Below are 12,395 nucleotides of genomic sequence, written 5' to 3'. Positions count from 1 at the left end.
ATAACATGCACCTCCTATTAACTTATTCTATGATTTTGCAAAGAACATATAACAACAAAAGACCGCCACGAAGGGTTAGCTTCATGGCGGCCGGACGATCATAGCCCTGTACGGGCATTAGATTCCTGACTTTGCGTCCCGTCCTTTCGAACGGTTTGCGATTATACATGATGGTATAGAAGGAGGTGATTCTTATGTATGTGTGACATTTGTTACTTTTGAACTAGTTCCAGTTTATTCCTCCTCCTCCCTATTGTCAATCCATTCCTTTCGTGTTTTTTCAGGTAACCAGAACGTGCAGCTGTGCAACAAACCCATTGTACATAAGGGATTACAGCTCATATCTTCCAGAAATCTACTTTGCATACAAATAAAATCAGCTCTTTTCCCTCCCCAAAAGAGATCCCAAACCCACCAATCTCTGAAATTAAAACTACTAAAAACAGTTCTTAAGCACCACGCACTTAAGATTCTCCTGACATGCAAATAAAAAGCTGCCCCGGAAAATCCGGAAGCAGCCTTGCCTCTATCTCTATGTATGCTATATACGCTCCCGTAACCAGACACTGCGGATATAGCGGATCGGTATATTACAGCAGTTGAACCCAGCCAATCACTGACATCCATAACGGAATGCTCAAAAACAACCCGAATGCCAACCCGCGGCGAAGACTTCCTTCATGACTCATTTCAATTCTCCTCTTTGAGGTGCTTTATTTTGTTACGCTTCAATCTTTATTATTTCAAATTTAATATATAATAATTCTCCAGAATTAATTGTGAAAAATATCACATTTATTCCCCTATTTTTATATTTCATCGATTATTTTTTTGAAAATACATAAAAAACGGGCCTCGCCATGGGAGTTGGCAAGACCCTGAAAGCTATTTATAAACACCGGGGAGTGTTTGGTACATTTAATATATATCTTTAACCTGAAAACAAGCTGATAGCTACCTAAAAATTACATTAAAAACTTCCAATAACCCAGGGTGCCGAAAAAAACAACCAGTGCCACGGGAAAGATAATTTTCCGGCTTACCTTATCTTCGAACGAAAAATACAAACACAACATACAAAGCCACGCAATAAGGAGACTTCCCATTTCCTATGCATACGCCCTTTCTTATTCATCCTGATGATCACGGAGGACACGATGGCTGCACCAACGCATCTTATAAGAAGATTACCCGCGAGTCAGCCGGTTCATACCCATTAATGGCTTGGGCCTACAAATAAATTTCCTGTTACTCCAATCATTGCCGTCCACTTCAAAAGCTTATCCAGTTCTCCGGGCGGGTCACTGCTCTCCTTCCAGGACAGGGTGCTCCCAGAAGCTCAGCCTGCCTTTTGCAGGAATCGGATGAGCAAGCGCCGTTATCTCTTCCAGCTTCCAAGCAAAGCGCCCTGGCGAATAATCCCCAAAAATAAATTCATTACCGCCCGGCCAGCCCGTTTCAGCGTCCGTAACCGTCACCTGATAGCATTCAACCAGACGGCATGTAGCAATAATGGCCCCGAGAGGAAGGTTGTCTGCGCTGAATCCGTGCCGTGCTAAGGCCGACTGAATCGGCTCCTGTCTGCAGGCTGATTTGTCGATCCCTTTGCCTGCATGAATAGCCAGTTCCCCACGATAAGCCGTTCTCCAGGAACGGGTCTCGAACTGTTTTTCCCCAAGCGCAATTAAGGTCGCCCAGGGCTGCCGGATAGTCAGACATCTCATCTGTACCTCTACTCCTCCCTGGACAGCAAAAACGCAGCCCCCAAATCCGGAAAGCTGCGCCGCCTATTTATATCGGGATGCCGGCGAAAGAGCATGAAGCCCTTCCCTGCGCATTGTGTGTGCTTTCTACTACTTTATTGTATGACTCTCTGGGGTTCTGTGCAACTATTACAGGAAAGAGGGGCATCTTCCGGGAAACGAAAAAAGCTTGCAGCAGCAATAGCCTCTACCTCAATGAGCAGCTCGTCTCTGATCCGCTTACGAACTTCAACTGCCGAACTGGCCGGCGGATAAAAGGTATTGACGTACTGGTCCGGATATCCCGCACCACCTGCATTTGGGAGATGTCGGTCAGGAAGAAGATCAATTTCACCAGATCATCAAAACTTGCGTCTGCAGCTTCCAGAGCCGCTTTGATATTTTAATATACCTGGTTCGTTTGCGTGTCCAGCTCCCCTGTCCCAACGACTTGGCCTTCCTTATTGAGGGCGACCTATCCGGATATATAGATCGTCCGCACACTTCTGACTTACCCTATTCGTGTACTAAAAGGATACCAGCATGGTTTCAGGATTAATGAATTTCACTCGTTCTCTTCTATAGAAACTTTTAGGCAAGCAAAAAAAGCGCGTCTACCGGAATTCCCGAAAGCCGCGCTACGATTGAGTTATCAAGGATGCTGACCATCAAATGTTGTTAGGATTATTACCTGAATGTGAAGTTATTGAAGTGGAGTCATCCAAAAAAGTAATATTTGGGGATGTGTTAGTTATTAAAGATGGTATTATGATGATTGATAATCACTGTATCAATTCAAATAAAAAGCCTTAGTAGGTATTACTTCTTTAATCATAAGATCGCTATCGGACCATGAAAGCTGGGCACGTCCATATGTCGGTCCATTGAAATATTCCATCTTTATGTCGTACTTCTTGCCAGCTTCCAGCCAAATTTGACCTCTCAACTCTCCGTCTCCTTGAGGGGACCAATGATCAATTCGTTATTGACCCAAAGTCTAGCACCATCATCTGAATAGATATAAAAATTATATCTATCTGTACGTTCCGGTAAAATTTTCCCAATCCACCGAACAGAATACGTCTCTGGATCAATTATCGCGTCCGGTGATTTTAAACCCCAATCAAAGTCAATATTTGAGTCTATCCGATCTAACTTTTTGTCAGTTAAATCATCGTTATTATAGTATTCTGCGTTTAATCCGTGTTGCTCCTCATCTGGGGATGGATCGTTTGGAGTATTATCTTGAACTTCTCCTCCTATTGCATATAGTTTCCCTTTGTTATCTTGAACGTAAATTGTTCCATCTGATGCAATTGCCGCACTAATTTTAGAACCATTACCTACCCAATCCAATGTGTATGACCATAATTCTTGACCCATCGAATTTATCGCTTTAACATTCATGCCCTCAACTATATAAATAATATTATTCACATCAATTAGAGGATTTGAGACTACAGAAGACGTGTTAAAAACCCACTTTAGATTTCCAGAAGAATCATAAGAATAAAGATTTTTATCCGGATGAGACACATATATTGATCCATCCTTACCAACTACAGGATCAACGACGTTCTTATTAAAGCTATTTGGTAATTCGCTCTTCCATTTCAAACTACCATCAGGATTAATTGCATGTATATATCCTGATGCATCGGTAATGTATATTGTTCCATCAATACCAATGGCAGGAACTGTTCCCACACCAAACTTACCGTTAAGTTTTATCTTATAATCCCATAATTTATTCCCATTCACAGAATTATAGGCAGATAGGGCGTTGGTACCACTAGATTTGAAATATAGTGTCCCATCATTAGATAAAGACATATCACTTTTATAGTATGTAGTTGGAGAAAGTCCTTTTGACCATTTCATTTTCCCATCAGGACTAAAAGCAATTAAAGCACTTGTATAACCAACACCCGCTGTGTATATAGTTCCGTCTCTACCAATTACTGGTTCATAGAAATAATTAATTTTATTCATAAAACTATCAGTAAATGAGCTTAGAACTCCAGTCACATTATTTATTTTCCAGAGAGAATAATTATTTTGCATTATAAAATTTTGATCAGCACTTATTACTGGCGATGTATAAAGTACACTATCTTGATTCGTAATCAATTTCCACTTCAGGCTCCCATCTGGACTTACAGCGTATATTTCACTGTCCCTTAAGGATGGCGAACCAGAACTTGTTGTAATTACAGTTCCTTCCCTATCAATTACTAACTGTAGATTACTGGCCGCTTTAGTTTGATACGTCCACTTAACATATGGATTTTTTGAGACTCCAGCATATCGTGAGTTATGATCCCAATTATAACCAAGTGGCTGCATTGCTTCTGCATCGTACATTCCTTGCTGATATCCTGCCCCTTGATTAAATGGAACGGATGATGCACTTGTAACAGTTGGATGCAAAAATTCTGATACGATTAATGCTGAGCCTAAAAGTACTTTAAGCCCATTCTTAATAACTGATTTCAACTAAACTTCCCCTTCCAAAAAAAGTATTTACTATGTTATCGACTTTATTTGGAAAAATCATAATATTTGATTAAAATCTCATTCATACAACACGCTTATACTTAACTTAAAAACAAAAAAATGCCTAAGACCCAATTCAGCAAAACAACTTAATTGCTCAAATATTGGCAATCCAATATGTAGCTGCATCGATCTCCGACATCTCGATCCAGGTACAATCATCGTTTTATTAGTTTAAAATTGCGGGTCATCTGCATAACAATACCTTTGTAAACATCTCCTTATATGGTCGAACAGAGTAAGCGTAACCGGAGAATTTCCAAGGAGTACTACAACGCAAGATCTATCATTTCAAGTTTTAGATTATGAGAAGTCTATCGCGAAAAAGCTTAGGGAGTTATGGAGGATTGAATACAGTACGTGAAAATCATAAGAATACCCGGTGCATAAGCACATCATCCCACATTAAGGGAAGAGTAACCCCCCCAAACTCAAGCCTCCAGATCTACCCGTTTTTTATCACAAGACTTTGATTAACACATAATCAGTCGGATCAATAAAACAAAAGCACGACCCCCGGGAATCCCGGAAAGCCGCGCCATGATTGAGTTATTAAGGATGCTGGTGAAGGGAATTGAACCCCCGGCCTACGCATTACGAGTGCGTTGCTCTACCCCTGAGCTACACCAGCTTAAAGCTCTTTTCTGTCAAACAAAATACATTATACCCCGTCTAGGGAAAAACGCAACCCATTCTATCACAATGCTAGTTAAACAGAACTATTCCGCCTGTAGCTTGCGCTCCACCGATTCCAGCTTGCTGCGGCTTGTGGAAGGCTTGTCGCGCCGGTCATCAATCTTGAGTGAGGTGGACACCCGCTGGGCTCCCGCACGAAAAGGGGATTCATGCAAGGCTTCGACTGCCGCAAGAATCCGTGTGAGCGGTCCCTCGATGATCGTGCCCATAGATGTCAACTCATACTTAATACCTTCCACTGTCTCCAGCACGCGCTGCATATCCGCCACGTAGCTGCTGAGACTGGTGCTGCCTGTACCAATCGGAATTACGGTTACTTCGCCAATTGCCATTCTGAAGCCCCTCCTATATAAAACTCGTTATATAATTCCCTGGTCCCTTCTATTGTAGCAACTCCCGCCTCCCCCCACAAATCCCCCCTAACATTTGGACAATTTATGAACCGGATTCGGCAAAATTTACACACAAGTTGTGGATTACCTGTGGATGAACTGTGGACGAATGCCAGGTTATCTGTGGATCATCTGTGGATCATTTGTGAGTAAACGGGTGGAACCCGCCCGGGGCGCGGACTCGCAAAAAAATGTTTACAAACACAATATATTGGGTTATTTTTATCTAGCGACAACAAAATATAGTGGAAACAGGTGCTTTGCTCTCTCAAGAGGGTTGAAGCTTAATAGGGAAACGCGGTGCAAATCCGCTGTGGTCCCGCCACTGTAACCGGGTGTTCTGCTGGCTTCTACAAGCCCTGCAGAACAGTATCTGGAGGCTCACGCCACTGAGGGCATCGCCCCTTGGGAAGGCGCCTCACAGGATTCACCGGAAGCCAGGAGACCTGCCTGTTTCCGGACACCATCATATACACCTGCGAGGAACAGGAGAGGTGTCCGCATGCGGCCTGCACCAGCAGATTCAGCCTTCCCGCCGAATGGGAGACAAAGGCTGCCGATACCTGAATGCGATAAGCATATCGCGCTCAGGTATCGGCTTCTGCGGGAAAGATTCTTTCCATGGAGACCATCCGCAAATATCCGGTTTTCGGCTATTTGCTTACGCATCCGGGCATTTTCCGCCGTCCTCGGCGGGAGATGCTTTTTTTTACAATGTCAGTCGTTATGTCAGAACGTTCTTATATACCGAGAGGAGAGCTATACAATGACGCTGCTGGAGAAACGGTACAATGTTGGACAAGCTGCACAGGAGGATCTATTAGAGGAAGTTATCCATTTGGGGCGCGATATCATCTACAGCCGGGATTTGGATCTATTGCGTGAGAACGCCAATTTGAACGGAGAGAGCTTTTCCGGCAAAATGAGCAAGTTCGGCAGTGAGTATTCCAAGTGGTATGCCCGTAACTTCACGATGCCTCCGCAACTGGTGCAGGCTACCCTCGACAATGTGGTGTATGTCCACGATCTGGACCAATACGCGATTGGAACCACCAACTGTATCTTTATCCCGTTCGACCGTCTTCTACGTGAAGGCTTCAACACCGGCAACGGCAGCGTGCGTCCTCCCAACTCGATTATGACTGCGATGTCGCTTGTGGCGATTATTTTCCAGTCCCAGCAGAATGCCCAATACGGGGGCGTATCCGCCAACAAGCTGGATTATGACCTGGCCCCTTATGTGACCAAATCCTTCGCCAAGCTGTTTCGCAAGGGACTCGAATATTTCGAAGAAGGACAAGCCGGGGACATTGCTGGCGAAATCACTATGAGCCGTGGTGATCTGGCAGAGCAGTATCCGCGCGCCTTCCGCTTTGCATCCAAAGAAACAGAAAGCGAAACGCTGCAGGCGGCAGAGAGCATGATACATAACCTGAATACGATGTCCAGCCGCTCGGGCGGCCAGATTCCTTTTACCAGCATCAACTATGGTACATGCACCTCTCCTGAGGGACAACTGGTGATCAGCTCGCTGCTGACCGCCACGATGAACGGGCTTGGCAGCGGCGAAACGCCGGTATTTCCAATCCAGATTTTCAAATGCAAACAGGGTGTGAATCAGCAGCAGGGCGATCCTAACTATGAACTGTTCCTCAAAGCCGCCGAATGCTCTGCCCGCAGACTGTATCCGAACTTTGCCAATCTGGATGCTCCGCTCAACCTGCAGTATTACGATCCGGCCGATCCGGATACCGAATTTGCAACCATGGGCTGCCGCACACGGGTACTGGGTGACCGCTTCGGACGCAACCACTGCTCCGGCAAAGGCAACCTGTCCTTCAATACGCTCAATCTGGTGCGGCTCGGACTTGCTTACGGCACGGCCACAGGCCGCCGCCTTGCCGCCGACGAAGAAGGCTTCTATGACGATCTGAACCATTACATGGACATTGCTCTGGAAGGGCTGCTCCACCGCTTCCGCATCCAGGCTTCCCAGAAGGCCAAAGCTTCCGACTTCATGATGCGTGAAGGCGTCTGGGAAGGGGGCCAAGCGCTTGCTCCCGATGATTCGGTTGGCGAGCTGCTGAAGCACGGCAGTCTGTCCATTGGCTTTATCGGAATGGCCGAGTGCATGAAGGCCATGTACGGCAAGCATCACGGTGAGGACATGGAGATCCATGCCAAGGCGCTCGCCATTGTCCGTCATATGCGGGAATACTGTGACCGCAAGAGCGAGGAGCTGAACCTCAACATCACGCTGTTCGCCACACCGGCTGAAGGCCTGTCGGGCAAGTTCACCAAGGTGGACCGCAAAGTGCTCGGGTCCATTCCGGGCATCACAGACCGTGAATACTATACGAACTCCTTCCACATCCCGGTCTATTATGAGCTGAGCGCTGCTCAGAAGATAAGCCTGGAAGCACCGTTCCATGAATACTGCAATGCCGGGGCAATCTCTTACGTGGAACTGAACGGGAATGCACGCAGCAACCCGGCGGCTTTTGTGAAGATCATCCGTTACGCGCTGGAACAGCAGGTCAGCTATTTCAGCATCAATCATCCCGTGGACCGCTGCTCGAACTGCGGCTACGAAGGCGTGATTGGCACCAATTGCCCTTCCTGCGACGCGCATGAGAACGATGTGCATATCCGCCGCCTGCGCCGGGTAACCGGCTACCTGACCGGCGACTACCAGACCCGCTTCAATGCCGCCAAGCAAGCCGAAGTAAGGGACCGCGTTAAGCATCTATGAACATATGCGGCTACTACCCGGAATCGATAAATGAAGGAGAAGGCATGCGGGCCGTCCTTTTCCTCAGCGGCTGCCGCCACCGCTGCCCGGGCTGCTTCAATCCCAAGACCTGGAATTTCAATTTCGGCGAGCCGTTCACCCTCCAGCGTCAGCGGGAGATCATTGCCGAAATAGCAGCGAATCCACTGCTGGACGGACTGACGCTGGCAGGCGGCGACCCTTTTTTCTCGGCAGAGGAGGCTGCGGGCTTCATTCAGGAGCTGCGCAGCGTGCTGCCCGATTATCCTATCTGGATTTACACCGGCTATACCTATGAAGAACTTACAGCAGCACCCGGCTCACCGGAATGGAACCTGCTGGCCCTGTGCCAGGTCGTGATTGACGGACGTTTTGTGGAAGAGCTTAAAGACACCACCCTTCCCTACCGGGGAAGCAGCAACCAGCGGATTATTGATATTCAGGCTAGCCTCGCCGATACCGAAATCGTACATTGGCAGCCGGCTGCCTTATAAATTCAGTTAACTTTCAAAGAGCAGGCCATGCCTTGGGGCGGGCCGCTCTCTGCGCTTATATACTTCAATTTGTGATATTGAAAATTAAACTCAAAAACGAAAGGATGTATGCACCTATGCCACAGCTCGTTGTGAAACCCGATAACCGCCAACTGGCTTTTGATGAAATCCGCCTGTCCGTATACGCCGACCGTATCCTCAATGGCCTGGATCAACTAAGCAAGGAAACCCTGATTCGCGGAGTGCAGTCCAAGCTGCGCCGTGACGAGGTTAGCGGAGAAGAGATCAGCAATGCTTTTACGATGAGCGCCCTTGAACTGGTGACCAAAGAGGAACCGGACTGGAAGTTCGCCGCTGCGCGTTCCCTCCTGACCTCCCTGTACAAGAAAGCCGCTGTCAACCGCCGCTATAAAGCTTACCCGGAAGAGCCTTACGGCGAGCTGTACCCGCTGATTACCGATCTGGTCAAGAAGGGTATCTACCGCGAAGAACTGTTGTCACACTACACCAAGGAACAGATCGATGAGCTCGGCGGCTGCATCGATTACACGCGCGACCTGCTGTTCGATTATATCGGCCTGCTGACGCTGTCAGACCGCTATCTGGCGCATGACTTCGACGGCCGCGTAATGGAGCTTCCGCAGGAGCGTTATATGATTATCGCGATGTTCCTCATGCACACCGAGCCGGAAGAGAAACGTCTGGATCTGGTTAAAGAAGCCTACTGGGCCATGAGCAACATTTATATGACCGCTGCCACCCCTACCATGTCCAATGCAGGTAAAAAAGTCGCCGGACAGCTCTCCAGCTGCTTCATCGACACTGTGGATGACTCACTCGAAGGCATTTTTGACTCCAATACCGATGTAGCCCGGCTGAGCAAAATGGGCGGAGGCATCGGCGTCTACCTCGGCAAAATACGGGCCCGCGGGTCCGATATCCGCGGCCACAAGAACACAAGCTCCGGCGTCATCCCTTGGATCCGCCAGCTGAACAATACTGCAGTCAGTGTAGACCAGCTCGGCACACGCAAAGGTGCTGTTGCAGTTTACCTCGATGTTTTCCATAAAGATATTCTCGCCTTCCTCGACCTGAAGCTGAACAACGGTGACGAGCGGATGCGTGCGCATGACGTATTCCATGGCGTCTGCCTGCCCGACCTGTTCATGGAAGCTGTGGAAGCACGTAGCCACTGGAACCTGTTCTGCCCTCATGAAGTGAAGAAGGTAATGGGCTGGAAGGATGCAAGCGGACGCGCGCTGGGTCTTGAGGATTTCTATGACGAGAAGCTTGGACAAGGCACTTTCCGTGAAAAGTATGCTGAAGCTACCGCTAATCTGGAGCTGTCACGCATCACGGTTCCAGCCATCGACATCATGAAGCGGATTATGAAATCGCAGCTGGAAACCGGCACCCCATACATGTTCTACCGCGACACGGTGAACCGCTCCAATCCCAACCGCCATCAGGGGATGGTCTTCTCCTCCAACCTGTGCACGGAAATCATGCAGAATCAATCAGCAACCGTTATCGAGAGTGAGGAACTGGTTACGAAGGACGGCCAGACCCGGATCGTGATCTCGAAGGTTCCTGGAGATTTTGTGGTCTGCAACCTGAATTCCATCCATCTGGCCCGTGCGATTCCGGCGGGTGTGCTGGAGCGGCTGATACCGATTCAGGTCCGCATGCTCGACAATGTCATCGACATCAATAATATTGAAGTACTGCAGGCACAGTACACGAACAGCCAATACCGCGCGGTAGGCCTCGGTACCTTCGGCTTGCATCACCTGCTGGCGCTGAAGGGTATCCGCTGGGAGTCCGACGAAGCCGTGGAATACAACAACCATTTGTATGAGCACATTAACTATCTGCTGGTACGCTCCAGCATGGAGCTAGCCCGCGAGAAGGGCCGCTATCCGAAGTTTGCAGGCTCCGACTGGGAGACTGGCGCTTACTTCACTTCGCGCGGCTATACCAGCGGCGAGCAGGAAGGCAAATATGTGACTACGGAGCAGTGGCGTGAGCTGCAGCAGGAAGTGGCTGCCGACGGCGTACGCAACGCCTGGTTGTTCGCGATTGCCCCGAACGGCTCGACCTCAATCATCGCCGGCTCTACTGCCAGCATCGATCCGCTGTACGAGCTGCTCTCCTACGAGGAGAAGACGACTTACAAGATCGCCAACCCAGCACCGGATCTGTCCGAGAAGACGATCTGGTATTACAAAACGGCGTTCCTGATTGACCAGAACTGGTCGATCCGCATGGCCTCGGCCCGCCAGCGCCATGTCGATCAGGGCCAGAGCTTCAACCTGTACGTGACGCCTGACATCAAGGCGACCGATTTCCTGAATCTGCACCTGAACGCCTGGAAGGGCGGATTGAAGTCTACTTATTATGTCCGGAGCCGTGCCTTAACTATAGAAGAGTGTGAGTCTTGCGCGAGCTAATTGTCTTAGTGCCCTGGGTAGAAAAACGGTGATATATTCGTCACTGCGAGATGTTTGGGCTTCCGGCCGCTGTTGTCTGCAGATTTCTTGATTTAGACCGCTGTTCGCGGTGGAAATCCGCAGACAAAGGCGAACGCTTCGCTCCTTCAGTTCCAAACTTCCGCTCCGTTACTACATCGCCGTATTCTATAGCCGGAGCACCACAGAAGATTAGCTGCGCAACATACAGGAGGGAAACAACATGCAACTACAAAAGATTTTTAATACCGAAGCCCCGAACCAGTCCACCCGCATTATTGACGGGGAATGCTCAGGGATTCTGAACTGGAATGATATCCGCATGCCGCATATGTACAAGCTGTACAAGGTGCTACTGCTGAACCACTGGATCGCCGATGAGATCCCAATGTCCAAGGATGCGCAGCAGTTCCCGCAGCTGGAAGCGGAAGAGCAGCGTGTGTTCAAGATCAACATCGCCCTGCTGGCGGTGCTGGATTCGATGCAGACGATGTTCGTAGGTGATGTGAAGCGTTATTTTACCGATTCTTCGCTGGAAGCTATTTCGGCAATTATCGGGCAGCAGGAGGTTGTGCACAACCAGTCCTACTCCTACGTCCTCTCTTCGATTGTCTCGGACAGCGAGCAGAAAGAGATTTTTGAATATTGGAAGCATGATCCGGTACTGCTGGAGCGCAACCAATTCATCTCCGACATCTACCAGGAGTTCCGGGATGCGCCTTCCAAGGAGACTTTTTTCCGGGCGATGGTAGCTGATTTGATTCTGGAGGGTATTTTCTTCTACAGTACCTTCGCTTTCTTCTACAACCTGGCCCGCGACCAGAAGATGATGGCAACCAGCCAGATGATCTCCTACATTCAGCGTGACGAGAATCAGCACTGCTACTTCTTTGCCGAAGTGTTCAAGCAGCTGCTGGTGGATTTCCCTGAGCTGAATACCAAAGAAAATATGGATTACGTGTACCGCACCATCGACCGCGCTGTAGAGCTTGAGACCAATTGGGGCCACTACACGCTGACCAACGTACGCGGTATAGATATGAACGAGCTGAGCGATTACATCAAATACACCGCCAACAAGCGCCTGACGCTGATGGGTCTGGAAAAAGCCTACACCGGCGTTGACGTCAACTGTATGCCTTGGATCAAGCCTTTCTCCGACGAAGCGCTGAACGCGACCAAAACTGACTTCTTCGAAGCCAAGTCCCGCAACTATGGCAAGGTTGGAGACGACAACGGGTTTGACGATTTGTGATTATTGCAATATAAAAAAGACC

The 12,395-nt window shown here is 48.5% G+C and carries 6 protein-coding genes, 1 tRNA gene, 2 pseudogenes and 2 riboswitches; of the genes and pseudogenes, 4 read left to right on the top strand and 5 right to left on the bottom strand.

Annotated features, from left to right (window positions below):
* Positions 1–82: 82 nt before the first annotated feature.
* A riboswitch (cyclic di-GMP riboswitch) is annotated at positions 83–170 on the bottom strand.
* 1,131 nt (positions 171–1,301) lie between these two features.
* The 5 genes and pseudogenes from ACAN54_RS18285 to ACAN54_RS18265 all read right to left on the bottom strand — a co-directional run bounded on the left by ACAN54_RS18285 (position 1,302) and on the right by ACAN54_RS18265 (position 5,326).
* On the bottom strand, positions 1,302–1,724 hold the full coding sequence (locus ACAN54_RS18285; RefSeq protein ID WP_379158319.1) for an ASCH domain-containing protein: 423 nt from the start codon (positions 1,722–1,724) through the stop codon (positions 1,302–1,304).
* A gap of 206 nt (positions 1,725–1,930) precedes the next feature.
* Positions 1,931–2,287, bottom strand: a pseudogene (locus ACAN54_RS18280) (RidA family protein); the annotation flags it as partial.
* Positions 2,288–2,532: 245 nt separating this feature from the next.
* A pseudogene (locus ACAN54_RS18275) lies at positions 2,533–4,088 on the bottom strand (PA14 domain-containing protein).
* Between the two features lie 769 nt (positions 4,089–4,857).
* Positions 4,858–4,929 (bottom strand) — tRNA-Thr (locus ACAN54_RS18270).
* Between the two features lie 88 nt (positions 4,930–5,017).
* A complete protein-coding gene (locus ACAN54_RS18265; protein ID WP_379158316.1) occupies positions 5,018–5,326 on the bottom strand; it encodes an MTH1187 family thiamine-binding protein in 309 nt (102 codons plus the stop codon).
* A gap of 296 nt (positions 5,327–5,622) precedes the next feature.
* Positions 5,623–5,854, top strand: a riboswitch (cobalamin riboswitch).
* Between the two features lie 298 nt (positions 5,855–6,152).
* Between ACAN54_RS18265 and ACAN54_RS18260 the strand changes: the two genes are divergently transcribed.
* The 4 genes from ACAN54_RS18260 to ACAN54_RS18245 all read left to right on the top strand — a co-directional run bounded on the left by ACAN54_RS18260 (position 6,153) and on the right by ACAN54_RS18245 (position 12,373).
* Positions 6,153–8,138, top strand: coding sequence for an anaerobic ribonucleoside triphosphate reductase (locus ACAN54_RS18260; protein ID WP_379158313.1), 1,986 nt, complete (start codon positions 6,153–6,155; stop codon positions 8,136–8,138).
* Positions 8,135–8,650 carry an anaerobic ribonucleoside-triphosphate reductase activating protein gene (gene nrdG, locus ACAN54_RS18255; RefSeq protein ID WP_379158309.1) on the top strand — a complete coding sequence of 172 codons (516 nt, stop codon included), beginning with the start codon at positions 8,135–8,137 and terminating at the stop codon, positions 8,648–8,650. The genes ACAN54_RS18260 and nrdG overlap by 4 nt, the downstream gene beginning before the upstream one ends.
* Before the next feature lie 116 nt (positions 8,651–8,766).
* A complete protein-coding gene (locus ACAN54_RS18250; protein ID WP_379158306.1) occupies positions 8,767–11,100 on the top strand; it encodes a ribonucleoside-diphosphate reductase subunit alpha in 2,334 nt (777 codons plus the stop codon).
* 241 nt (positions 11,101–11,341) lie between these two features.
* Complete coding sequence (locus ACAN54_RS18245; protein ID WP_379158303.1) at positions 11,342–12,373, top strand: ribonucleotide-diphosphate reductase subunit beta; 1,032 nt, start codon at positions 11,342–11,344, stop codon at positions 12,371–12,373.
* The last annotated feature ends 22 nt before the right edge of the window (positions 12,374–12,395 follow it).

The organism is Paenibacillus diazotrophicus, assembly GCF_042610465.1.
Note: the sequence above shows the minus strand (reverse complement) of the source record. Positions and strands in the feature narration are given on the sequence as shown.

Excerpts from the sequence above, each read along its gene's own strand:
- ACAN54_RS18285 (WP_379158319.1), bottom strand. The coding sequence starts at position 1,724 with ATGAGATGTCTGACTATCCGGCAGCCCTGGGCGACCTTAATTGCGCTT.
- ACAN54_RS18265 (WP_379158316.1), bottom strand. The coding sequence starts at position 5,326 with ATGGCAATTGGCGAAGTAACCGTAATTCCGATTGGTACAGGCAGCACC.
- ACAN54_RS18260 (WP_379158313.1), top strand. The coding sequence starts at position 6,153 with ATGACGCTGCTGGAGAAACGGTACAATGTTGGACAAGCTGCACAGGAG.
- nrdG (WP_379158309.1), top strand. The coding sequence starts at position 8,135 with ATGAACATATGCGGCTACTACCCGGAATCGATAAATGAAGGAGAAGGC.
- ACAN54_RS18250 (WP_379158306.1), top strand. The coding sequence starts at position 8,767 with ATGCCACAGCTCGTTGTGAAACCCGATAACCGCCAACTGGCTTTTGAT.
- ACAN54_RS18245 (WP_379158303.1), top strand. The coding sequence starts at position 11,342 with ATGCAACTACAAAAGATTTTTAATACCGAAGCCCCGAACCAGTCCACC.